Raw genomic sequence first — 23,783 nt, forward strand, 5'->3', positions numbered from 1 at the left:
TATGGCTTTATTTACACAGTTAAAAAGCTATCAAGCTTTGCAAGCTCATTTCGAGCAAGCTAAAAACCTTCATATGCGCGACTTGTTTGCACAAGATTCTGAGCGTTTTGCTAAGTTTTCAGCTCAAGCTTGTGGCATAGAGTTAGATTACTCAAAAAACCGTATTACTGAAGAAACCAAAGCATTGTTATTAGACTTAGCGCGTGAAGCGCAAGTTGAAGAAAAACGTGACGGCATGTTTGCTGGCGCACGTATTAATACTTCAGAAGACCGTGCTGTATTACACACTGCATTACGTAACAAATCAGGCAAGCCTGTATTGTGTGACGGTGTAGATGTAATGCCAGAAGTACAAGCGACTTTAGCTAAAATGAAAGCATTCGTGAACGAAGTTCACAATGGTACGCGTACTGGTTACACAGGTAAGCAATTTACTGACGTATTAGCTATTGGTATTGGTGGTTCTTTCTTAGGTCCTAAAATTATGACTGAGGCGTTAAAGCCTTATCGTGTTGATGGCCTTAAAGTTCACTTTGTTGCTAACGTAGACGGTTCTCACATCCATGACGTTTTAGCGACATTGCCAATTGAAACCACTTTAGTATTAATGTCTTCTAAGTCGTTTGGTACGCAAGAAACATTAAAAAATACTGAAACAGCTAAAGCTTGGTTCTTAGAAAATGGCGGTAAATTTGAAGATATCGCTAAACACTTTATGTGTGTTTCTTCAAACATTAAAGCTGCAACTGAATTTGGTATGGACGCAGACAACATCTTCCCAATGTGGGATTGGGTTGGCGGCCGTTACTCATTATGGTCAGCAATAGGTTTACCAATTGCATTAGCACTAGGTTTCGACAACTTTGAAGAGTTGTTAGACGGTGCTTATGAAATGGATCAACATTTCTTAACTGCTCCTTTAGAAGAAAACGTACCTGCGTTATTAGGTGTGTTAGGTGTTTGGTACATCAACTTCTTTGGTGCACAAAGCCATGTATTATTGCCATATGATCACTATTTACGTGGTTTCCCAGCATATGTACAACAGTTAGATATGGAGTCTAACGGTAAGTCTGCTACACCAACTGGTGATTACTTAGACTATGCTACTGGCCCTGTAATTTGGGGTGGTGAAGGTACAAATGGTCAACACGCTTTCCACCAGTTAATTCACCAAGGTACAGTGTTAATTCCTGCTGACTTTATTATGCCATTGCATTCTCAGCACGAAATGACCAATCACCACGCTATGTTAGCTTCTAACTGTTTTGGTCAAACCCAAGCATTAATGCAAGGTAAGACTGTTGAGCAAGTTAAAGCTGAGTTCGCTGGTAAAGGTTTAACTGACGAAGAAATTGAAAAAGTAGCACCACAAAAAGTGTTTGAAGGTAACAAACCAACTAATACTATTTTGATGGAAAAATTAACCCCTAAAGCTTTAGGTCAGTTAATTGCTATGTACGAACACAAAGTATTTGTACAAGGTATTATTTGGGGCATTAACTCATTTGACCAATGGGGTGTTGAATTAGGTAAAGTGTTGGGTAACGACGTTTTAGCTAAATTAGAAGACAGCTCAATTGAGTTAAATGGTGATAGCTCAACCAATGCATTAATTGAGCGTTTCCGTAATCGTAATGCTTAATAGTTAATTCGGCAGTTGTGTCGAATATAACGTCTAAAAAGGTCGCGCAAGCGGCCTTTTTGGCATCTGTTGATGGGCAATTCATGGGGAGCAAATCCCAAACTATTATTTAACCTTATTTGGAGCTGAACACTTTCGGATACAAAACCGCACTTTAACAGGTTGAATTAAGCTGTTGCCTTTTGCCATTTTTCCACCCAATCACTTAATTTGTCAGCTGGCATAGGTTTGGCTATGTAATAACCTTGCAAAATATCGCCGCTCAAGTGACAAGCCATATTCCAGTGTTCAAGGGTTTCAACTCCCTCTAGTACAACAGTCATGCCTAAGCGTTTAGCCATATTGACCATAGATTCTAAGGTCGCGCGTTGCCCTTCATCCGTTACGGCATTTTGGACAAATTGTTTGTCAATTTTCATTTCACAGAAGGGGAGGTCGATTAAGCGCTCAACGGATGAATAACCTGTACCAAAGTCGTCTATTGAAAGTTTTATTCCACGCATGGATAAACGTGACAACACCTCTAACATATCGGCTTGTTGCTCTATAACACTGGATTCGGTAATTTCCAATACCAGTTTGTCAGCGGGCAGGTTATAACAGGTTAACAGCTCAAAAATCATATCAGGTAAATTCTTTTCAACTAACAGGGTCGCAGATATGTTTAGCGAAACGCTTAAGGCTAAACCTTTGTCTCGCCAACTGGCTATTTGTTGTAATACTTGATCGAGTTGTTCATAAGTTAAATGTTTAATTAAAGCATTGTGCTCTAGTTCCATAATAAAACTGTCAGGGAAAACTAAACCTTTAGAAGGGTGGTTAAGCCGAGCAAGCGCTTCTAAGCCGATAATTCTACGTGTTTTATTACAAATTAGCGGTTGGTAATACAAATCAAATTGCTGTTGCTCCAAAGCTCTAATCAGTTCATAAATTTTCAGCTTTTCAACCTTGGCTCTATGGCTAGGTCTTTTGTATTCGCTGGCCTTTATTAATAGGCTAGCCACCGCCTGTTCAGTAATAGGTTTTGTGATACTACCAATAAGATTGAGCTTGCAGGTACGAGCCAATTGTTCAACTGACTTGATGGTTTTAGCTGACATTGAACTCACTATGACTAAATGGCCTGAGTAATTGTGTTGCTGCAACAAACGAATAAACTCTATACCATCTATGTTAGGTAAATTTAAATCGCTAAAAATAATGTTAACCGGATGAGCGGCTAAATAGCTCAATGCTGAACTGGCGTCTGAAAAGGCACTAATGTTTTCAATTCCTTCATTTTTTAGTACTTGAGTCATCAAGGCTATTATTGAAGGGCTGTCATCTAGCAGCAGCGCATTCCAGTTTTTGATTGCTATTGCCATTGAGTAATTCCATTTATCTAGCACTTGTTGTTAGTGTAGTCGGTTTTAACCTGGCAACAAGGTGAATTTACCGCGATTTTTTGTGCTACATTTCCGCAAATGGGCTCACTATTATCTGAACCATGGTATCCTACGCGAGATTGCGTTAAAAAAACGAGAATAAATGAATACTAAAAACAGAGCGTTAACCTTAGTCTCCATATTTTTATTAGTTGGGTTTATTGCTGTAAGTACGTTAAGTTATTGGTCTGCTAGGCATACTTTATCTGAACAAATTGTTTCTGAGGTTGTACCTTTAACTGGCATCAGTATTTATTCCAAAATTAAAGAAAAGCTGATGGCGCCCATCCATATTTCTTCGTTAATGGCACAAGATACTTTTGTGCATGACTGGGTACATAATGGCGAACAAGAAGCGTCGAAAATGCAAAGGTATTTAGCTGAAATTCAACAGCGTAATAATGCCATTACAAGTTTTTTTGTTTCTGAAAAAACACGAAATTATTACCATCCGAATGGGGTATTAAAACAAGTATCTGAGCATGATGCGCAAGATAACTGGTATTTTTCTGTGACTGAAAGTACACAAGACTACATAGTGAACATTGATTTAGACACCCGTGACTTACAATCATTAACCGTTTTTATTAATTATAAGGTTATTGATTCTGATGGGCTATATCTAGGCGCTATCGGTATTGGTTTGTCAGTGACCTCGGTTAAACAATTATTGGACGATAACAACCTTCACCAGCAATTTTTTATCTTTTTTGCTGACGAGCAAGGTCAAGTAATGCTGCAAAGCAATAATTATTTATTTGATAAACAACCGATAAAAACATTGGAAGATATTACTGGTTTAGCCGCTTATAAATCGCAATTGTTAAGCAGCGAAAATAGTACAACTCGATTTAATTTTGCTAACCAGTCTGCTCATGTAAACAGTCGTTATGTGCCTGAGTTGGGATGGTCGTTAATGATATTGCACACAGACAAACCTTGGGACAAACGAATTATTCAACCCTTGTTGCTCAATTTGTCTATCGGCTTGTTGATATCCATTTTAGTGATTGCTGTCGTGTTTTATACCATGCGACGTTATCAGAAAGAGCTTGAGCGCATGGCGATTACCGACAAATTAACCGGTGTTGCAAACCGGCATGGTTTTGAGCATTTAGTCAATCGACTGTTTTCGCACAAAAATAAAAAATGTACCTGTTCGGTCATCTTGTTTGACTTAGACAACTTTAAACAAATTAACGATACCTACACACATTTAGCCGGTGACAAAGTTATTTGTGATGCTGTGGCGATAGTGCAAGGGATATATGGCAAACTCAACACTTTAGTTAGATGGGGCGGCGAAGAATTTTTGCTTATTTTACCTAACCAGGATGCGCATGCTGCTGCAGCTATAGCGGAGAAAATTAGGCAGACGATAGAACAAAATGTAAGCTTGTTTGATAAACAAAGCATTCGTTTTACTGCAAGTTTTGGTGTAAGTCAGTGGCAATATCACGAAAATGTTGATCAGTTTTTGCTAAGGCTAGATAAAGCTTTATATAGTGCTAAACAGCAGGGCAAAAATCAGGTTTGTGTTGAGTAAGCATCTATGCATTTTTGCAGCTCCGCAAAATTAAAGGGTTTAGTAACGTAAGCGTCCATACCTGCGTCTAAACATTTTTTTTCATTTTGACTGGTAACATCTGCCGTGAGCGCAATTATCGGCGTTGCTTTTGCATTGGTTGAGCGCTCAAGCAACCTTATTTCTTGTGTTGCAGTGTAGCCATCTATGCCGGGTAACATACAGTCCATTAATACTAACAAATAATATTCAGGCTGGAACATTTTTAGCGCGTCTTCACCATTTTCAGCCCAATCAACTTGGTATCCTTTACCTGTTAGGTACTGCTCTGCCACCATGTAGTTAATATCATTGTCTTCAACAATTAAAATTCGCTTATTGCCATTTCCTGTTGGTTGTACTGGCGCTGCTTCTACTTCACTTTCATGTTCGTGCGGCTCTAAGCTTTTGCATAAAGTCTGCAGGAGTTTTTTGCCAATAATAGGTTTGTGGATATGTTTAATGTTTAATTTCTGGCATTCTTGGTATATCTCTTCTGAATCAACTGAAGTTATGAGTATGGCTTGGCAGTGACTGGGTAATAACTTATAGATAGATTTATATAGTGATAATCCATCTATATGCGGCATAGCATAATCTAGGAGTAAAAAATCGCAGTCGATACGTTTTTGTTCACTCAACCAGCTTTTTAATTCTATCGGTGCTAAAAAATTATGGTGTTTGATATGCCAACTGTCGCAAAAACCATTTAACACCCGGTGGTTTTCGGCAATATCATCAATAATAAGTGCTACGCTATTGTGTAGTATCTCGGGCGCAACATGGTATTGTGCTGATTTCTCTATTTTGAGTGGCAATTCAAAATAAAACTTACTACCTTGTTGCGGCTGTGATGCCACTTTTAGTGTGCCCTTCATCAAGGTCACTAATCTTTGGCATAAGGCCAGCCCTAAACCTGTGCCACCATATTTTCGTGTAGTTGAACCATCAGCTTGTTCAAATGCTTTAAATATGTTGTTTTGCTGTTGTTCGGTTAAACCAATTCCGGTGTCGGCCACGGAAAATTCAATATGAGCAAGCTCTTTGGTTGAGTGTTCGGCTAGTTTTACACTGACAGTAATGCAGCCAGCCTCAGTGAATTTAACCGCATTTGAAATTAAATTGCCGAGTATCTGGCTAATTCTTATGTCATCGGCAAATACCTGCATGTTCGCTACGTCAGACATATCAATAATCATTTCTAGACCTTTTTGGCTGGCGTTTGCTCTATGTGCCAGTACTACATCTTCAACAAGTTCTTGTAGTTTGGTCGAAACTGGGTGAATTTCTAGCTTTTGTGCTTCAATTTTCGAGAAGTCTAAGATGTCGTTTATGATCCCCATTAATAGACGGCCAGAGTTCTCAATGGTTTTGAGTTTACTCTTTTGTTCTTTATTTAATTGGCTAGAGGCTAACAATTGTGCCATGCCAAGTACACCATTTAACGGGGTGCGAATTTCATGACTCATGTTGGCTAAAAATTCACTTTTAGCTTGGCTGGCTTGTTCGGCTTGATGTTTGGCTTGTGCAAGTTGATTGTGTTGTTGCTCTATCACATTAGATAGTTTTTTAGAAAAAATAACCGCGCCAGTGCCGAATAACATAATACTGATTAAGGTGATTATCAGTACGTACAAAGTGAGCTCAGATACATTTTCTTCAACGGCTGTATGGGGGATTAAACCAACAAATTTCCAATTTAAGTAAGGTGAAATATATTCAACCGCTAAAAACTTGTCGGCTTCTGACAGGGTGTTTTCAACATATTTAAACACATTTTGTGGATTTCGTGTGTCAGCTAAGATTCTACCCGTATGTTCAATGACCACTAACTCACCTTGCTCACCAAATTCTGCTTTCGACAGCATTTTAGTAAATTCGTCTAAAGTAATATCAATACCAACCACACCAATCATTTTGTTTTGTTGGTTTTTGATCAGGCGAACTGTCGATATGAGCATGGTGTTATCAGCTGCCCAATAATAAGCGGGCGCTCGGATAATCTCACCATCCGCTTGTTTGGCTGATGTGTACCAAGGCCGCATTCGTGGATCATAATTGTCTGTGGTCGAACCTTCAGGCCATTGAACATAACCACCTTGCTCAGTGCCAAAATAAATGTAATTGAGGTTTGGGTAATGCTGGGCTATTTGAGCAAATTGTTTAAACAGCGCTTTTTCTGCTGTATTGCTTGAGCTAGGTCGCATTTGTGTTGCTGGCAAGTGCATATAAGTCGATATATGTTGGGCACTGTCTTTAAATATTTCTTGTTCACTGAGTAAGCTGAGTTGGCTTGCATACAGTTTAAACATTTGACTGATGCCATTGTCAATTTGCTGGACTTCGCCGTAAAAGCGGCTTTCGAAAGCATCTCGAGCATGGGTTTGCACTTCGTTAATGGTAAAAACAAAGTTAGTAAACAAGGGAATTGTTACAGCACATAAAAATGCTAAAACCAATTTAAAGCGTAAATTTCGCACGTCTATCCTTGTCTCAGCCTTCAATAGAATTGTTACTAACTATAGTCACGCCCTTTAAGCAATTCCATAATATCTTTAGAAAAATTCATCTTCTACTATAATAAATTATCAAACTCACTTAATCGCACTGGGCTGATACATGCAACCACAATGGGCAAAACTTTTAGTTAAACCTAGTTACTTAGCTCAAGTTGTAAGCTCTGTATTAACTGGATTGCCTGTGTCGGTTATTGCTCAAGTAGTTGATTCAACTCAATTGGTTAGCTCAGATATCGAAGTTATCCAAGTAACTTCATCAAAGCGTGTGCAAAATATGCAAACTGTGCCAGTGGCGTTGCAAGCTTTGTCAGGTCGAACTGTTTCTGAGCTTAATTTAGCTAATTTAGACGCTTTAAACCTGTATTTGCCTAATGTTGCTATTGCAGCTAGAGGGCCAGGACAAGCCGATATTTTTATGCGAGGCATGGCGATACAACCCATAGCGGTTATGTTAGCTGGTGCACAAGGTAGTATGCCAAATGTTGCTGTGTATTTAGATGAGCAACCCGTAACAGCACCAGGCAGAAACATTGATTTGTATACACATGATTTAGCTAGAGTTGAAGTTTTAGCTGGCCCGCAAGGCACATTGTTTGGTGCGAGCGCTCAAGCTGGCACCGTAAGGTACATTACCAACAAACCTTCGCGATTTAGATTTGAAGCAAGTACCAGTTTAGATTTTGCTCACACTAAACAAGGTGATAATAGCCACAGTTTACAAGCTATGCTGAATTTCCCCGTAGGTGATGATCTTGCATTACGTTTGTCGGCATATACAGTGTCGCAAGGTGGTTATATAGATAACCAATACGGTGAATTTACTTTAGACCCTGCAATAAACCCCAACTCGCTTGTTAATTTGAATGATGCTAGTTACCAAACAATTAATAACCAACATCTTATCAAAGATGACTTTAATCAAAGTGTGTATCAAGGTTTTCGCTTATCGGGCAAATATTGGCTCAATGACGATTGGCAAATACTCTTGCAACATAATGCTCAGCAGATTGAAGCTGATGGTGTGTTTGATATGGACCCTGAAGTCGGCGATTTAGCCGTTGGTCGATTTTTTCCAGATAAGCTCGAAGATGAATTTAACCAGACCTCGTTGACGTTAGAAGGCCGAATTGACCAATTGGAAGTTTTGTACGCAGGCTCTATGTTAGAGCGTGAAGTTAATCAACTTATTGACTATACAGGTTATAACAATAGTGGGGCTTATATTGCGTATTACACTTGCACTTATAATAATCCCAATTACATAGTTAATTATAATATTCCAGCAAGTTTGATCACCGAACAGAGACAATGTAAAGATCCAACTAAAGGATTTGTCGGTAAGCAGATGCACGACAAAACAACCCATGAGCTTAGGTTTGTTTATGATGCTAACCCATACTTGGATTCTGTTTTTGGTTTGTATTTAGATGATTTTGAACTCGCAACCTTAGACGACTATGTGTATTTAGCTGCACCTGAACTCGGTTTTGCAGCCAACGCGCCGATATCAAGCGCAAAAAGTATTAATCCGCATCCACGTGCCGCTGGCGTAACTTTTTTTAATGACATTACTAGACGCGAAAAACAGCAAGCTCTGTTTGCCGAGTTGTCGTTTAATTTGTCGGAGCAAGTTACTGCGACTTTGGGGGCTCGGAAGTACAAAATTGAAACTGATATAAGTGGTTCATCTAATTTTGCTGATGGTATTTTTCAAGGCTCAGTAAATACTGACCGCGGGCGCGATTATGATGTTTCTGGTGGGCATAGCGATAAACCACTTAAGCAGTCAGATACCATATACAAAGTGAACCTGAGTTATAACTGGCAACAGGATAAATTAGTTTACGCCACTTATTCTGAAGGTTTTAGGCCAGGCGGATTTAATCGCGGAGGTGGTATTCAATCGACCAACCCTGAATTTGCCGACGTCGCAACTACATATAACACAGATGATGTTAAAAACTATGAGCTAGGGCTGAAATCCACTTGGTTGGATAACAAGTTACGTTTTAATGCAAATGCTTACCATATTAAATGGCAAAATATGCAAGTTTCACGTTTTGATCCACAAAACGTATCTATTTTAACTTTTATTGAAAATGCGGCTGACTCAAGAATAAATGGCCTAGAAGGGGATATTATTTGGCAACTAACACCAAGTTGGCGTTTGTTTGCCGCAGCCTCATTTATTGACAGCAAATTAACCGAATTAAAAGCGCAGGCGATAGAGCTTGCTCCGGTTGGCAGTGAATTACCTTTAACCCCAAATTTTCAGGGCAACATTCGCAGCCATTACAATTGGAAAATAAACAAATATTGGTTAGATTGGCAATTGTCATTGGTATATTCACAAAGTGCTTGGAGTTCGTTGGTTGCAGAGCAACGTGAGCTACAAGACAGTTATCAAATTATCAATACATCCATCAGTTTAGAGTTAAATAAGTGGTTACTGCAGTTGTATATTAATAATCTAACCGATGAAAGAGCCGAGCTTTTTATTAACGACCAAGACGATATCAAAAGAGTTACTGTTAATCGGCCACAAACTTTTGGTATAAAACTCAAATACACATATTAACGACGAACAGATACTTATGCTGCAACAAATACAGGCTTTGGTTAAAAATGGTGATGTGCACGAAGCTTGGCGTCGTTTGCAGCAAATTGAGCAAACTGAATATGGTCAACTGGGTTTTTATCTTGCGGCTGTGTGTAATAGGTATTTAAACCAGCCGAGCCTAGCATTAGGTTTTATTGATAATTTGCTCAAAATTAACCCAAAACATGCGCGTGGGTATCAAGAACAAGCCTACAATTATTTGTTGTTAAACAACTCAAATAAAGCATTAGCTGCTTTGTTAAAAGCAACAAAATACAACCCAAGCTTAACCAGTGCTTGGTTAAAACTCGCCGATATCTACCAGTTAAATCAGCAGTTAAGTTTAGCTGAGAATGCCCGCGCAAATGCTGAGTATTACCAAAGTTTGCCGCTGCATATCCGCAGCGGTTATTCAAATTTGTATGAAGGCAATATTGCGCAGGCACAGCGCAGGTGCCAATTTTATTTGCAACAACAGCCTGACAATGTTGAAGCTATGCGCTTGTTAGCGCAAATTGCCAGTAGTAATCAGCATTACGATAAAGCCGAATTTTTATTAGACAGTGCTTTGTTGTTAGCGCCAGAACATGTGTTCTGCCAATATGATTTAGTTGTAGTGCTCCAAAATAGGCAAAAGTTTGTAAGGGCTTATCAATTGGCGACTAAGCTGGTAGAAAAAAGCCCGAATAATCTGAGTTTTGTTTTGTGTTTGGCAAACCAAGCCGCCGCAATAAATCAGTTTGAACAAGCTGAAGTGGCGTATAAACAAGTATTGGAAAACTTACCTGACACTTCATTCGAGCGTGCACAGGTTTTTATTGCACTCGGCCATTTATACAAAACCCTTGGGCAAACAGAGCAAGCGCAACACGCCTATCAAAGCGCCTATCAAGCTGATGTCTTGTGTGCCGATGCCTATTGGAGTTTAGCCAATTTAAAACGATATCAATTTAGCCAAGCTGAATTGCAACTCATGTTAGATACATTGGAGCAGCAAATATTAGTGAATAATGAGCAATGTTTGTTGAGCTTTGCTTTGGCTAAAGCATTTGAACTTAGAGAAAATTATCAACGTGCAGCTTGTTTTTATCAAAGCGCAAATCATCTGCGTTTAACTGAGCTTAAGTATAATAATCAACAACATGTGCAGAGCATTAACGAACAAAAGGTCAATTTTCCCGCTGAGTTGTTGTCGCAGCTTGTTACTCGAACAGATGCCAAAATAACCCCGATTTTTATCCTTGGTTTACCAAGAGCGGGCAGTACTTTGCTTGAGCAGATATTGGCGTCTCATTCTGATATTCAAGGCACAATGGAATTGCCAAATATCATGCAAATCGCAGAGCAGTTAGCTCAACAAGCGGCAGAAAAAGGTTTGAGTTTGGCAGATTTTCTACAAACGTTTAGCCAAGCTGAATTGGCTGAAATGGGTGAAAATTATTTACAGCAAACAGAGGTTTTTCATAAAAATTCACGTTATTTTATCGATAAAATGCCTAACAATTTTAAGCATGTTGGCTTAATTAAATTAATTTTACCTCAGGCTAAAATTATCGATATTCGGCGCAATATTAAAGATGCCTGTATGGCCAACTATAAGCAGTATTATGCCCAAGGGCAGGCGTTTAGTTATAACTTACGTCATTGTGCTAATTTTTATCATGCGTACACAGATTTAATGGATTATTGGTACAAACAAATTCCACAAGACTTGATGTTAGTAGAATACGAGCAATTAGTTGCACAGCCAGAGCAGCATATTAAAGATATTTGCCATATGTTAGGCTGTGATTTTCAACCAAGTATGCTGCAATTTCATCAAAATACTAGAGCGGTTAAAACGCCAAGTGCAGAGCAAGTACGCCAACCTATTTATACCTCAAGCATAGGTAGTTGGCAGGTATATGCGCAGTACCTGCCGGAGTTGCAGCAAATTATTTAAGCAAATTCGCCGGCGAATATTCATCAGTTAATACTCGAGCTGTGACATCCCAATCCACCATGTCTGTAATAGATTCAAATAATAAGTTGCTATCTAACCCATAGCGGCTTAGTTGGTTATTTAGTTGTGGGGATAAATTATTTGTCAGCGAAAAGTTGTCGCAGTTACAGGCGAATATCACACGATTGCCTTTAGTCGGTGCTTTAAATATATCAAGCTGGTTAAAGACTTTTTGGTAAGTAACTGATTCGTGATCATATAAATCACTAGTGCTAAATGTGTTGGCGGCTAACAAGCCGTTTGCTGATAATAGGCGTTTGCATTCAGTTAAAAACTCCTGAGTCATTAAATGCTCTGGAATATAATCACCATTAAACGCATCGAGTATTATCCAATCAAATTGCTGCTTTTGTAAAAGTGCCCGTTTAACAAAAACACGAGCATCTTTTATCTCACTTTTTATTTGTTGGTTTTCTTGATAGTCAAAATATTCTTTGGCGAGTTTTACTACGGCAGGATCTATATCAACCGAGACTATTTCACTTGTCGGCGATATTTGATGGATAACATTAGCAAGGGTGCCACCGCCTAAACCCAATATTAATACGCGTTTTGGGGTTGGGTTGTGGGCTAAACCTAACAAGGTGCCTTGCACATATTCAAATACCAATTGCTCAGGCTGCTTTAAGTTGATACAAGCCTGATTACTGACTTTTTTTCGGCGTGTTTCAAACTGCATACAGCGAATGCCTTTGTTTTCAGTAATCACTATATTGCGGTAGATGGAGCGCTCTTTGTGTACTTCAACCAATTTGGCAAAAGCTAGGTTGCTAGTAAATAACTGGGCTGCTGCACACAAAACTAAGCTGGTTATTACTTTTTTAGAAGTACGCATAATTTATTCACTCACTACTGCATTGTTGGTTAACTGACTTGTGGTTTTATTGGTTAGAGTGAAGGTTGCAAATGCAAGCACTGCACAACTGGCTAAAATGGCAAAAATAAACCAAAGAATTTGGCTAACTTCCATCCAGAGGACCAAATAAAAAGAGGTCATTATTGTGCCTATGGCACTACCTAAAGTAGAGATAAAATATAAAAAGCCAGCAGTTTGACCGGATGATTGGGTCGAAACCGTTAATAATCGCACAGAGTAGGGCGATATCATGCCCATGACGACACTTGGTAACAAAAATACTAAAGTTGCTGCGACCAATGAGCCATATCTAGGATCTTCAATCCAAGCAAACACCAACTCAAATAATTGTTCCGAATAAAAAATACTCGGCAAAATTGCCAATGCTGCAACTACAAAAATGCTCGCAAATTTAGTCAAACTAGGTTGCTTGACTGACAACTTACCGCCAGTTAAATAACCTAATGACAGCGCCAACATAAACACAGTAATAATACTGCCCCATACATACACGCTACTACCAAAGTAAGGCGCTAACATTCTGCCACCAAGTAGTTCAAATGACATGATGGAAAAACCAGCACTAAAGGCCAGTAATATGACTATTAATTTTTGCATAATTGCTTAGATTTATTTGTTATTTATTTGCTTGAGTAGCAGGTAAATTAACGTGAAATTAACCTTTGTGCAAATACTGAAATTGTAGAGGTAGCTCTTTTTAAATTTACATATTGTATTCCTAAATATATTAGTAAATGGTAAAGTAAACGTGTTTGTAATGGTTAATGCTAATTATTGTTATTTAAGGTTGTAATTATATGGCTAAGTTGAGCAATCGATTTTGGTTTCAATTACACGGATGGTTTTCTTTGCCAATTTGGATGGTGTTTTGTTTTGTTTGTTTAACCGGCACTATTGCTGTTGTCAGTCACGAAATAACTTGGTTGGTTAACCCTAACGCGCGTGCGGTTAATTCACAGCAGTTGCCTGCTAAGCCAATTGAGCAACTTATTGCTGCAGTAGAAAAAGCCCATCCAACCGCTGATGTAACTAATGTAATGCGTTTTGAACCTTATTTAGCAACAGCTGTCACATTTACCGATACGGATAAACCTTACGCAATTGCTTACGTAAACCAGTACACTGGCGAAATTCAAGAAGTGAACAATGGTGTGACTTTTGTTGGTTTTATGCGTTCATTGCATGGCTGGTTGTTATTTCCGTGGCAGCATAGTTACAGTTTAGGTTATTACTTAGTCTGTATTATGGCGATACTGATGTTAGGTGCTTTGATCACTGGGTTAGTGGTTTATAAAAAGTTCTGGAAAGGTTTTTTCAAATTCAATTTACGCACAAACCAAGGTAAACGCACTTTGTTTAACGATTTACATCGTTTATCTGGTGTATGGTCAATTTGGTTTATGCTGGTTATGAGCTTAACTGGTTTGTGGTACTTGGTGCAGGCGATCTGTTGGCATGCTGAAATTGAAATTGAGCCACATGCGCCAATGATCCCGGTTGCCCAATTACCATCAAATCTGAATGAGCAGCCACAAGTTAGCTATTCATTATCTGACAGTATCAGCATTGCTCGTCAGCTCTATCCTGATTTTAACCCGAGTTATATCCATTTACCTGAGCACAATCGTGATACTTATCATTTATCTGGTGCTGGGGATTTTATTTTCTTTGATCAATACAGTTATAAACTTAATGTTAATCCTTGGACTGGCGCGGTTGAATATAAAAACGACCCTAGCAGTATGACCTTGATGCAAACCTTATCACACATAGCAGATCCGCTACATTATGGAACTATTGGTGGTTTAGTCACTAAATTCATCTGGTTTGTATTTGGCATTATTTTAACTGGCATGTCGATTACTGGATTTTGCATGTGGTTTTTACGCACAAATAAAGCACAGAAAAGAGTCGAACAAGTAGCAGAACAAGTTGTAGGGGAGAGTGCATAATGGCGCGTAAAAATTCATTGTGGCAAAAAAATAAATATTGGTTAAATGCTTGGATATTGGTGTTACCTGCATGGTTTTTTTACCAGTCACTGTACCCAACATTTCCAGATGCGTTAGGCAGCCAGCAGGTTGGCAACTTTGAAATTACTTTGATGCCGTATGATGAAGATGCACCGTATACACATGATGGTGTGTACGTAAAAGATTTTTTGCTGACTTTTTCTAAAGGTCAGATTAGTGATATTAAACAAGCTTACTTAAATATTGGTGAGCAGAGTTTGCCATTGGAGCAGTTCGCGGACAGATCTGAAGGGATATTGCATGGCACAAAACATGGCCAACATGTGCATGCTTTAGCTAAACAAACTTTGTTACCTTCGGACAAAATTTGGTTAACCATGCAAACTTGGTCTGGTGAATCTTTTATTGCCTCTTGGGATGTGCCTAAGCATCTTGTTGAGATTAATTAGTAACTAATACTATAAGAATAATGGCATAATAGCCTAAGTGTGTTTTTTAACATTAGGGTCATTAGATGAAAGGTTTATTAGTTGTTGGTGAAGGCATGGTGGAGTTTAAGTACTCGGATGCTGGAGAATTAGTGCAAAAATTTGCTGGGGATACCTTAAATGCGGGTATTTATGCCAAACGTTGGGCGCCATCCACAGAGGTAAATTATTATACTGCGCTTGGTAACGATGTATTTAGCGGCAAAATGCGCGAGTATTTGGCGCTTGAACAATTAGGCACCCAAGCCGTTTTGGCAACAGATTCAGCGAATATTGGCATTTACGCGATTCAAACCGACGACAGCGGCGAACGCTCTTTCACCTATTGGCGAAAAGATTCTGCGGCCACGCAAATGGTAGATTTGTTGTTGGCTGCGGGTGGCGCGGCCCAATTGCCGGATGCAGATATTATCTTTTTTAGTGGCATTTCATTAGCAATTTTATCTGATGACAACAAAACTAAATTGTTGGAAATTTTGCAGCAAGCGCAAGCCAAAGGCAGCAAAATTGCATTTGATCCTAACTATCGTCCACGTATGTGGCGCGATCAACAACACGCAATTGCATGGATAGAAAAAGCCTATCAATTAGCTGATATTGCTTTACCAGGCTTAGATGAACACCAAGATTTATTTGCACAAAACTCAGTTGAAGCCGTTCAGCAATATATGCTGGCGCAGGGTGTCAGTGAGTTTGTGATAAAAGCAGGTAAACTAGGTGTTTATGGTTTTGCGACAGAACAAAGTGATTGTCATGTGCCGTTTAATCCAGCACCGATTCAAGTGGACTCAACCGCTGCCGGTGATTCGTTTGCAGGCACTTATTTAATGTCGCGCATTAACGGTGATAGTGTAAACAACGCAATTATAAATGCGGATAAAGTGGCTCGTGAAGTGGTGCAACATCCGGGGGCTATTATGGACATAGCTTTATATAAGCAGGCGCTTAAATAAAAATAAAAGCCACCCGCAAGGGCACTTAAGTCCCAAGCGGGTTGCTTTGCAGGCAAACCTGTAAATTTATTATTTCAATTTATCTAAAACGTATTCAACTTCTTCTTGAGAGCCTGTGATTACAGGGACTCTTTGGTGTAAATCAGAAGGTTGTATATCTAAAATTCTTTGTTCGCCGTTAGAGGCTAAACCACCTGCTTGCTCAACTAACATAGCCATTGGGTTTGCTTCGTATAACAATCTTAATTTGCCCGGCTTTGTCGGTTGGTCTTGATTGGCTGGATACAAGAAAATACCACCACGCGATAATATGCGGTGAACATCACCGACCATAGCGCCATTCCAACGCATGTTAAATTGACGGCCACGCGCGCCATCTTTACCCATTTGCAATTCGCTAATGTAATCTTTAATCGGTTGTTGCCAACGATGGAAGTTTGCCATATTGATAGAAAATTCGCTGGTTTGTTCAGGAATAGATAACTCAGGTTTGGTTAGTAGGTAACCACCATGTGTTCTATCTAAGGTATATTGGCGGGTTGGACCACCTGTTGTCATAACCAATAAAGCTGATGGACCATATAATACATAACCTGCACACACCTGATTTTTACCTGGTTGGGCAAACTGTAACGGTGAATCTGCTGGCACGTCGTCGCGCGCAGGGTAGATAGTGAATATAGTGCCAATTTGGCCGTTAATATCTATATTTGACGAACCATCCAGCGGGTCAAATGCAACAATATAAGGTGCGCCTTCTTGCCCTTTGACCACATCATCTTCTTCTTCCGAAGCGATTGCACGAACGTCCGGTGACGATAACAGCATGTCTTTGATCAGCTGGTTAGACAAAACATCGAGTTTCTTTTGGGTTTCACCTTGAATGTTTTCATCTAAGGTTGAACCTAATACACCACTTAATGCACCTTGGCTGACACGAAAAGCAATTTCTTTACTGGCCGCCAACACAGTGCGAATTAGCATAATCAGTTCTAATTCAACACCATCAGCGCGTAATCTTGGGATCAGTCGTTGCATTTATTTATTCTCCTGCATATCTGTTGAGGCAGTTCAATTCGGCAAAACATCTTTGTAGGCGAGCCGACATCGACTCTTCTGCTTTGCGTAGCCAAACTCTTGGGTCGTAATATTTTTTATTCGGTTTATCTTCGCCTTCAGGGTTACCAATTTGCCCCTGCATATAATCATAATTAGCGTGGTAATAATCGTGAATGCCTTGCCAAGTTGCCCATTGGGTATCTGTGTCTATATTCATTTTTACTACGCCATACTCAAGCGCTTCGGCAATTTCCGCTTGTGATGAACCTGAGCCACCATGAAATACAAAGTTTAAGCTATTGGCTGCTAGCGAAAATTTTTCAGAGACATATTCTTGCGAGTTTTTCAAAATAACCGGAGTTAATTTAACGTTACCCGGTTTGTAAACCCCATGTACATTGCCAAATGATGCGGCAATTGTGAAGTTTTCACTAATGGCTGCAAGCTTTTGGTAGGCATAAGCAACATCTTCTGGTTGGGTGTATAAAGCGCTACTGTCTATACCCGTATTGTCGACACCATCTTCTTCACCGCCGGTACAACCTAACTCGATTTCTAGCGTCATGCCCATTTTGTTCATGCGTTCAAAATACTCGGCACAAATCTCTATATTTTCGGCTAACGGCTCTTCAGATAAATCTAACATATGTGAGCTAAACAAAGGTTTGCCTGTGCTGGCAAAATGCGCTTCATTTGCATCTAATAAACCATCAATCCAAGGTAGAAGTTTTTTCGCTGCGTGGTCTGTATGCAAAATAACAGGTACACCATAAGCTTTGGCAACTGCATGGATATAGTGAGCTGCCGCAACGCCACCTAAAACTGCATTGCCATGACCTTGATAACTATCTAATTTAACACTTTTACCTGCAAAAAATCCGGCACCACCATAACTTAGCTGGATGATAATTGGTGATTTTACCGCGGCAGCGGCTTCAAGGGCTGCATTGGCTGAGTTGGTGTTTACTACGTTAACCGCCGGATAGGCAAACCCATTGGCTCTGGCTGTGTCTAACAAGTATTTGACGGTTTCGCCTGTGGCTACGCCTGCGGAGACGTTTTTGATTTCATTGCTCATTTTGTCCTTCCCATGTTGTTAGCTAGTGAGTTCAACTTCAGGTGTTATTTGGTTGGCTAGAGCACATATTTCTGAAAAATGCTCGGGGTCTAAGCTTGCGCCGCCAACTAAAAGTCCATCTACATTTGGCATCGCCAATAATTGTGCTGCATTGTTTTTATTGACACTACCGCCATATAAAATGCGCATGTTTTTTGCGCTGTCTTCATCAAATATAGTGCACAATTCATTAAATATGTATTCATGCACTTGTTGCACAGATTCAGGACTAGCCGCTTTACCACTGCCAATTGCCCAAATAGGCTCGTACGCTATAGCAATTCGTTTGTTTTTAATATCTTGCCCAAGTAAGGATTCTTGTAGCTGACGGTATAAAATGTGTTTGGTTAAACCTAAATCATGCTGCTGGGCGTTTTCACCAATACAAATAATAGGCATTAAACCTGCGGCTAATGCACTTGCGACCTTGGTATGGCATGAAGCATTATTTTCTAAAAATACTTGGCGTCGCTCAGAATGACCAATTAAACAAAACTCACAGCCAACTTCTTTTAACATTTGTGCCGAAGTTTCGCCGGTAAACGCACCTGATTCGAATTTACTGACGTTCTGACTACCAATCATAATTTGTGAGTTACGTAAAAAATTGGCCATATTGCTGATGTAAACATAGGGTGGGGCAATTCCAATTTTTACACGAAATTTTTTACGCAAAAATGACGCAACCGAAGTACAAATTAAATCTGTACCACCGTTCAACTTCCAGTTCGCCACAATCAAAGGTGAGCGTGTTTTTTGCATAGCAGTATTCCTTTCTAGATCACAATAGCTTATATGACATCCTATCTGTAGGATATTTCAGGATAAAGAGCAAAACGTTTTATTTGTTGAATGGTGGGTATTGCGTGGAAAAATACTATTTTGGTGCATAATATGCGGCTTTAACAAAAAGCTGTTAAATATTTAACACCTAGGGCCTGTTGAACTTTCGTGGACAAATTTTGTTCTAACTAAATGCTTTTTAATCGAGGCCCTAGCTACTTGGCTGTTAGCCAACCAAGTAAATAGCGTCTGCAAAACTGTTAAACACATAAGTCGCATTGTTGAGCAGTTCTGGCTTAACTGGCAAATAGTCAGGAATTGCAGCCGTTTGACAGCCAGCTTGAATTGCCGCTGCTACACCAGCATTCGAATCTTCAAACACTAAAACTTCATGTGGTGCTAAGCCTAATTGTTTGCACGCCATTAAATAACAACTCGGATCTGGTTTTGGCTGTTCGACCATGTCACCCGTGACTATTATTTGAAAGTAATCTAGAAAGTCGGTGCCATGAAAAGTGGTGATTGCAGCATCATGCACGGCACTTGTAACCAGCCCAAGTGGAATAGCCAATTTTTTCGCTTGGTCAAAAAATGCGTTAAACCCAGGTTTAATCGGCATGCCTGCTAGCTTAGCCTGTTTGTTGTAATAACCGGTACGCTCAATAAACTTATCAATTGGAAAATCGTCACCAAATAGTTTTTGCGCACCTTGATAACTTTCTACCGCTCTAACCCCAACAAAAGGATCGTACATCTCTGAGGTAAAGTGGTAGCCCATTTCAGTGGCTGCTTTTACCCAAGACTCGCGGTAAATTGCTTCGCTGTCAAAAATGGTTCCATCTTTATCAAATAAAATAGCTTTGAATGTTTGTGCTGGTACAGGTTGCATAGCTGCCTTCTTGTTGGTTGAAATCAGCATCAGTGTAACATTTTCAGATTGCTATTTTTTTACTTTAGCAAAGCATGCAGAAAAAATAACCAATTAATCAAAAGATTAACAAAAACTAGTGACAAGTAAAAAAGACTCTTTTATACTGCGCACCACTTTTGAGGCTTAGCCCAAACAGTTCTAAATGGCCCTATAGCTCAGTTGGTTAGAGCGCACGACTCATAATCGTTAGGTCCCTGGTTCGAGTCCAGGTGGGGCCACCATTTCTCAATATCATAAAGTTTCATAACGTCCCAAATTAGCCTTTAAAAGCCCATGAATAAAAGGGTTTGAGCGTTTTTAGTGTCCCATAGTGTTTTATAAAATGTCACACTATCCCAGTTTTTTAGGTACACTCTTAGGTGCATTTTAATTTTGTGCTTATTTCGGTGTACCTAAATCATGGCTAGATTGACTGTACCACTTACTAATACTCAAATATCAAAAGCAAAACCCAAAGACAAAGAATATCTGTTAGCAGATGGAGATGGTCTCAATTTAAGGGTTAAGCCGTCAGGCTCTAAAACATGGATTTTTCGTTATTACCAACCAATAACCAAGAAACGAAATAACATTAGTTTTGGTCAATACCCGTCTGTAAGCCTCGCTCAAGCGCGTGATAAGCGCAGAGAAGCGAAAGAGCTACTAGCTCAAGACATTGACCCCAAGGTGTACAAAGACCACCTGCAAGAACAACAGAAGCAAGCCATAGAATCCACATTTGGCAAAATGGCCGAAAAATGGTTCGAGTTGAAAAAAACACAGGTTAAAGAAGAAACAGCCGCCAAAGCTTGGCAACTTTTGAATAAGCATGTTTTGCAACATCTTCAAAATGTGCCCATTGAAGATTTGCGCCCCAAAATGATAGTTGAAATATTACATCCAATTGCACAAAAGGGTAACTACGAGACTTTAAAACGTACATGCAGAACGATAAATGAAATTATGCGGCTGGGGGTAGCTGCTGGATATATTGAATTTAATTACCTTGCTGATGTAACTAGGTTATTCCCTTCACCGAAAGCGCAGAACATGCCAACTATTCGCCCCGAAAGATTACCAGAACTAATGCAAGCGATAGCCAATGCAAGAATAAACTTACAAACACGCTGTTTGATTGAGTGGCAACTTCACACCATGACTAGACCAATAGAAGCAGCAACAGCTAAATGGTGCGATATTGATTTTCAAAACAATACTTGGGTGATACCAGCCGAGCGAATGAAAATGAAGAAACCGCATACAATACCACTGACCAAGCAAGTGATTAAATTACTTGAAGTAATTAAAAGCCTTAATTCACATAGAGAATATTTATTTCCAGGTCACAGAAACCCTAAAAGCCATGCGAATAGCCAAACGGTAAATGTAGCTTTAAAGCGTATGGGGTTTGCTGGTGAACTTGTATCACATGGCTTGCGAGCATTGGCTAGTACCACGTTAAATGAACAAGGCTTTGATCCTGATTTAATAGAGTCTGCTTTAGCTCATGCTGACAGAAACGAAGTAAGGCGAGCTTACAACAGAGCTGAATACATTGAACGCAGGCGAGAGTTAATGAACTGGTGGTCTGAACGTATTGAAATAGCGTCTAATTCAAATGTGAGCTTGTGTAACTTTAGTCGTAAACAGTTATTTGCAGGTGGTTAACGGATGAAAGACGAAATAGACGCCGCTTTTGAAGAAATCAAGCTCAAGCCATTTAATAATGATTGGAAGGCTTTTGAACAGTTTTGTAGCTCAATGTCTGAACCTATTGGAGAGTGGGAAGGATATTTTATTAATGATGTGAACGGGTATGTTGGGGCTGGTGTTGAGCAATGGTTAATATACGAATTTAGTAGCGTACATTTGCATGCAGAGCAAATTTTAGCATCTAATAAATTAAATATTGATTTGTATAACGAGTTGCTTTACGTGACATTGTGCCGAGAATACATAGGTAATTGGGCGGTTGTAAAGCCGTACTGGTTAGAAAAGGGTTTGTGCTTTCGGGATTACTGTTCTAACCAGTCAGACGTAATTTATGAGCGATCATTTAACCTTTTGGATGAAGGCTTTATAAACCCTATCGCGCAAATAGATGACTTTAATTTTCAACACATTGATATAGTAAAAGAGATAGTGAAAGTTGATAGTTGTTTGTGTGAATATCAATTAGTAAAGGTAAATGCTGATATTCCTTTTTTGAACGCTACTACAGATTTTAGTGATATTGTCCCCAAAAATAAAACCTCAAAATTTGTAGAGACTGCTAATCACATACACAAAAAAGCATTAAATAAATTCCGACTTGCATCTTTGATATTTACTGTATCTCAGGTTCGACAACATGTGTTAGAAAATGTGCCAAATGATGAAAAGCAAATCATGCAATTGAAATTAGAGTTGCTAAAAAAAGAACAAAAAATTGCGCTTTTAGAGGCGCGAACTTTAATGGATCAAATGACCCAAGTTGTATCAAGGTTTTATTTAAGCAGCCATAAAAGTAAAACAACTACTCATAACCGCAAACAGCTTGAGGCGGAAAATTATCGCTTAGTATCTAAGGCTATAAAACGTTTTTTAAGCAGCAAACCAAAGGCCAAAACAAATAGTGATCTCAAAGCTCAACTGAGAGAAGCTAATAGTTTTATCCGAAAAAGCACTGGTATTGACAGTGATACAACGGTCAGAAAATACAAAAAGCAATGGCTTGAAGAAAACGGACTTAATTAAACATCATTAGGGCTACCCTAATGGCAGTTTCAATATTTAACCTTCTCAGCGTTCCACTACGACCCATAACGTGCCATAGGACGCTAAGAAATGTCAGAACATCTCAAAAATTTTGATTTAAAAATCATCCGAAAAGCTGCTGTTTTAGAACGACTTTGCATCTCTCACAGTAGCTTATATCGCAGTATTAACGAGGGATTATTACCACCACCCATCAATTTAGGTGCTCGCTCTGTCGGGTGGCTTGAGCATGAAATTTACACTGTCATGTATGCAATGGTGAAGGAATACAGCAAAGAAGATATTCAAGCCATCGTTAAGCAATTAGTAAAAGATCGTGAAGATATAGAAATGCTATCTGGTGCTTCTCAAGGCTCGTTAAACAAGTCTGAAAGGGAGGTTAAATAGTTATGGATGGTAACAACCTAAACCAGTTAACTAGAGCATTACAGAACCGATTTAATAAATCTAAATTTAAACCATTCTTTAATTCGTTTGTGCATCCGAGTGAGCTAAATGAATTAGAGCTTTACCAAGCTTTTATTGTTTTTCGCCACTACAGCAATCTGTTTTTAGATATTGTCGATTTTACAAACAATGTTACCAGAAAATGGGACAAGCGCAGATTAGACAAACTAGACAAAAATGACAGCAAAAACACCTTTGTTGCTATTAACCGCTGTCTTATCGAATGTTTTTATTGTGCAAATAGTCGCCTAGATGAATATAGGGCTGCTTACTTAATACACGTTCACAATGTCGGTTTATTTCATAACTTACCCTGGAAAAAACAAGGTCATTTTGTTTCTGGTACTCCTGACGAGTACGCGCAAACTTTCATTACAGGTTTAAGCTTGCCGCCACAAGACCAAGTAGAGGTACAAGCACGGTTTAATTCGGTTAATGCGTTTATATCTGTTATAGATTCAGCCGTAATTTTACTGTCTGATTTGGGGCACATATCTCAACTGAATGGCGCAGACAACCGAAAAATAAGAGATTTTTCATATCAACTAACCATGTTAGGCCGTGCGGTTAGGGAAGAACAGGACGCGTTAAACGAAGAAATAGCAAAAGGGTATACGCACAACCGTGTGCTTGGATACCACACGCTAAACAAATAATCTTTTAACT

The 23,783-nt window shown here is 39.2% G+C and carries 19 protein-coding genes and 1 tRNA gene; 12 read left to right on the plus strand and 8 right to left on the minus strand.

The genetic code is table 11. The features are described 5' to 3' along the window. Nucleotide 1 precedes the first annotated feature (1 nt). Nucleotides 2-1,645: a glucose-6-phosphate isomerase gene (pgi, locus tag WSC_RS0110030; RefSeq protein WP_016955786.1), complete on the plus strand. Its 1,644-nt coding sequence runs from the start codon at nucleotides 2-4 to the stop codon at nucleotides 1,643-1,645. 167 nt (nucleotides 1,646-1,812) lie between these two features. On the opposite strand, the gene WSC_RS0110035 is transcribed toward pgi, so the two are convergent. Then, nucleotides 1,813-3,009 carry an EAL domain-containing response regulator gene (locus WSC_RS0110035; RefSeq protein WP_016955787.1) on the minus strand — a complete coding sequence of 399 codons (1,197 nt, stop codon included), beginning with the start codon at nucleotides 3,007-3,009 and terminating at the stop codon, nucleotides 1,813-1,815. A 163-nt stretch (nucleotides 3,010-3,172) separates the two neighbouring features. On the opposite strand from WSC_RS0110035, the gene WSC_RS0110040 reads away from it, so the two are divergent. Further along, complete coding sequence (locus tag WSC_RS0110040) at nucleotides 3,173-4,615, plus strand: sensor domain-containing diguanylate cyclase (RefSeq protein WP_016955788.1); 1,443 nt, start codon at nucleotides 3,173-3,175, stop codon at nucleotides 4,613-4,615. On the opposite strand, the gene WSC_RS24115 is transcribed toward WSC_RS0110040, so the two are convergent. Next, a complete protein-coding gene (locus WSC_RS24115; protein WP_016955789.1) occupies nucleotides 4,597-7,113 on the minus strand; it encodes a response regulator in 2,517 nt (838 codons plus the stop codon). The genes WSC_RS0110040 and WSC_RS24115 overlap by 19 nt on opposite strands. 139 nt (nucleotides 7,114-7,252) lie before the next feature. Here WSC_RS24115 and WSC_RS0110050 point away from each other — a divergent pair, with 139 nt between their 5' ends. Further along, on the plus strand, nucleotides 7,253-9,730 hold the full coding sequence (locus WSC_RS0110050) for a TonB-dependent receptor (RefSeq protein ID WP_016955790.1): 2,478 nt from the start codon (nucleotides 7,253-7,255) through the stop codon (nucleotides 9,728-9,730). Between the two features lie 16 nt (nucleotides 9,731-9,746). Beyond that, a complete protein-coding gene (locus WSC_RS0110055; protein WP_016955791.1) occupies nucleotides 9,747-11,693 on the plus strand; it encodes a tetratricopeptide repeat-containing sulfotransferase family protein in 1,947 nt (648 codons plus the stop codon). Here WSC_RS0110055 and WSC_RS0110060 read toward each other — a convergent pair. Then, nucleotides 11,686-12,588: a spermidine synthase gene (locus WSC_RS0110060; RefSeq protein WP_016955792.1), complete on the minus strand. Its 903-nt coding sequence runs from the start codon at nucleotides 12,586-12,588 to the stop codon at nucleotides 11,686-11,688. The genes WSC_RS0110055 and WSC_RS0110060 overlap by 8 nt on opposite strands. Nucleotides 12,589-12,591: 3 nt before the next feature. Next, nucleotides 12,592-13,227 (minus strand): fused MFS/spermidine synthase, encoded by a 636-nt coding sequence (locus WSC_RS0110065; protein ID WP_016955793.1) that lies wholly within the window; start codon nucleotides 13,225-13,227, stop codon nucleotides 12,592-12,594. Nucleotides 13,228-13,427: 200 nt separating this feature from the next. Here WSC_RS0110065 and WSC_RS0110070 point away from each other — a divergent pair, with 200 nt between their 5' ends. The 3 genes from WSC_RS0110070 (at nucleotide 13,428) to WSC_RS0110080 (ending at nucleotide 16,044) form a co-directional block, all read left to right on the plus strand. After that, nucleotides 13,428-14,582 (plus strand): PepSY-associated TM helix domain-containing protein, encoded by a 1,155-nt coding sequence (locus WSC_RS0110070; protein ID WP_016955794.1) that lies wholly within the window; start codon nucleotides 13,428-13,430, stop codon nucleotides 14,580-14,582. Further along, nucleotides 14,582-15,052 (plus strand): hypothetical protein, encoded by a 471-nt coding sequence (locus WSC_RS0110075; protein WP_016955795.1) that lies wholly within the window; start codon nucleotides 14,582-14,584, stop codon nucleotides 15,050-15,052. Before WSC_RS0110070 ends, WSC_RS0110075 begins: the two co-directional genes overlap by 1 nt. Nucleotides 15,053-15,117: 65 nt before the next feature. Continuing rightward, entirely contained in the window at nucleotides 15,118-16,044 is a 927-nt protein-coding gene (locus WSC_RS0110080; protein WP_016955796.1) for a sugar kinase, read from the plus strand. Nucleotides 16,045-16,113: 69 nt separating this feature from the next. Here WSC_RS0110080 and WSC_RS0110085 read toward each other — a convergent pair whose 3' ends face one another. The 4 genes from WSC_RS0110085 to WSC_RS0110100 all read right to left on the minus strand — a co-directional run bounded on the left by WSC_RS0110085 (nucleotide 16,114) and on the right by WSC_RS0110100 (nucleotide 19,892). Further along, a complete protein-coding gene (locus WSC_RS0110085) occupies nucleotides 16,114-17,082 on the minus strand; it encodes a class 1 fructose-bisphosphatase (protein WP_016955797.1) in 969 nt (322 codons plus the stop codon). Nucleotides 17,083-17,086: 4 nt separating this feature from the next. After that, nucleotides 17,087-18,181 carry a class II fructose-bisphosphate aldolase gene (gene fbaA, locus WSC_RS0110090; protein ID WP_016955798.1) on the minus strand — a complete coding sequence of 365 codons (1,095 nt, stop codon included), beginning with the start codon at nucleotides 18,179-18,181 and terminating at the stop codon, nucleotides 17,087-17,089. 18 nt (nucleotides 18,182-18,199) lie between these two features. Then, a complete protein-coding gene (gene tpiA, locus WSC_RS0110095; protein ID WP_016955799.1) occupies nucleotides 18,200-18,982 on the minus strand; it encodes a triose-phosphate isomerase in 783 nt (260 codons plus the stop codon). Between the two features lie 247 nt (nucleotides 18,983-19,229). Beyond that, on the minus strand, nucleotides 19,230-19,892 hold the full coding sequence (locus WSC_RS0110100) for an HAD family hydrolase (protein WP_016955800.1): 663 nt from the start codon (nucleotides 19,890-19,892) through the stop codon (nucleotides 19,230-19,232). A gap of 186 nt (nucleotides 19,893-20,078) precedes the next feature. Between WSC_RS0110100 and WSC_RS0110105 the strand changes: the two genes are divergently transcribed. From WSC_RS0110105 to WSC_RS0110125, 5 genes are all read left to right on the plus strand, one after another. Then, nucleotides 20,079-20,155, plus strand: a tRNA-Ile gene (locus tag WSC_RS0110105). Between the two features lie 178 nt (nucleotides 20,156-20,333). After that, nucleotides 20,334-21,581, plus strand: a complete 1,248-nt coding sequence (locus tag WSC_RS0110110; protein WP_016955801.1) for an integrase domain-containing protein — start codon at nucleotides 20,334-20,336, stop codon at nucleotides 21,579-21,581. A gap of 3 nt (nucleotides 21,582-21,584) precedes the next feature. Further along, a complete protein-coding gene (locus WSC_RS0110115; RefSeq protein ID WP_016955802.1) occupies nucleotides 21,585-22,649 on the plus strand; it encodes a hypothetical protein in 1,065 nt (354 codons plus the stop codon). Nucleotides 22,650-22,739: 90 nt separating this feature from the next. Next, nucleotides 22,740-23,057 carry a helix-turn-helix transcriptional regulator gene (locus WSC_RS0110120; RefSeq protein WP_016955803.1) on the plus strand — a complete coding sequence of 106 codons (318 nt, stop codon included), beginning with the start codon at nucleotides 22,740-22,742 and terminating at the stop codon, nucleotides 23,055-23,057. Nucleotides 23,058-23,059: 2 nt separating this feature from the next. Then, nucleotides 23,060-23,773 (plus strand): hypothetical protein, encoded by a 714-nt coding sequence (locus WSC_RS0110125; protein ID WP_016955804.1) that lies wholly within the window; start codon nucleotides 23,060-23,062, stop codon nucleotides 23,771-23,773. Nucleotides 23,774-23,783 lie beyond the last annotated feature (10 nt).

Source organism: Catenovulum agarivorans YM01, from assembly GCF_000281085.1.
Classification (GTDB): domain Bacteria; phylum Pseudomonadota; class Gammaproteobacteria; order Enterobacterales; family Alteromonadaceae; genus Catenovulum; species Catenovulum agarivorans.

Bases quoted from the DNA above. Each gene is read 5' to 3' on its own strand.
- WSC_RS0110070 (WP_016955794.1), top strand. From the start codon at position 13,428: ATGGCTAAGTTGAGCAATCGATTTTGGTTTCAATTACACGGATGGTTT.
- WSC_RS0110110 (WP_016955801.1), top strand. From the start codon at position 20,334: ATGGCTAGATTGACTGTACCACTTACTAATACTCAAATATCAAAAGCA.
- WSC_RS0110065 (WP_016955793.1), bottom strand. From the start codon at position 13,227: ATGCAAAAATTAATAGTCATATTACTGGCCTTTAGTGCTGGTTTTTCC.
- WSC_RS0110100 (WP_016955800.1), bottom strand. From the start codon at position 19,892: ATGCAACCTGTACCAGCACAAACATTCAAAGCTATTTTATTTGATAAA.
- WSC_RS0110115 (WP_016955802.1), top strand. From the start codon at position 21,585: ATGAAAGACGAAATAGACGCCGCTTTTGAAGAAATCAAGCTCAAGCCA.
- pgi (WP_016955786.1), top strand. From the start codon at position 2: ATGGCTTTATTTACACAGTTAAAAAGCTATCAAGCTTTGCAAGCTCAT.
- WSC_RS0110050 (WP_016955790.1), top strand. From the start codon at position 7,253: ATGCAACCACAATGGGCAAAACTTTTAGTTAAACCTAGTTACTTAGCT.
- WSC_RS0110085 (WP_016955797.1), bottom strand. From the start codon at position 17,082: ATGCAACGACTGATCCCAAGATTACGCGCTGATGGTGTTGAATTAGAA.
- WSC_RS0110055 (WP_016955791.1), top strand. From the start codon at position 9,747: ATGCTGCAACAAATACAGGCTTTGGTTAAAAATGGTGATGTGCACGAA.
- WSC_RS0110125 (WP_016955804.1), top strand. From the start codon at position 23,060: ATGGATGGTAACAACCTAAACCAGTTAACTAGAGCATTACAGAACCGA.
- tpiA (WP_016955799.1), bottom strand. From the start codon at position 18,982: ATGCAAAAAACACGCTCACCTTTGATTGTGGCGAACTGGAAGTTGAAC.
- WSC_RS0110080 (WP_016955796.1), top strand. From the start codon at position 15,118: ATGAAAGGTTTATTAGTTGTTGGTGAAGGCATGGTGGAGTTTAAGTAC.
- WSC_RS0110120 (WP_016955803.1), top strand. From the start codon at position 22,740: ATGTCAGAACATCTCAAAAATTTTGATTTAAAAATCATCCGAAAAGCT.
- WSC_RS0110040 (WP_016955788.1), top strand. From the start codon at position 3,173: ATGAATACTAAAAACAGAGCGTTAACCTTAGTCTCCATATTTTTATTA.
- fbaA (WP_016955798.1), bottom strand. From the start codon at position 18,181: ATGAGCAATGAAATCAAAAACGTCTCCGCAGGCGTAGCCACAGGCGAA.
- WSC_RS0110060 (WP_016955792.1), bottom strand. From the start codon at position 12,588: ATGCGTACTTCTAAAAAAGTAATAACCAGCTTAGTTTTGTGTGCAGCA.
- WSC_RS0110035 (WP_016955787.1), bottom strand. From the start codon at position 3,009: ATGGCAATAGCAATCAAAAACTGGAATGCGCTGCTGCTAGATGACAGC.
- WSC_RS0110075 (WP_016955795.1), top strand. From the start codon at position 14,582: ATGGCGCGTAAAAATTCATTGTGGCAAAAAAATAAATATTGGTTAAAT.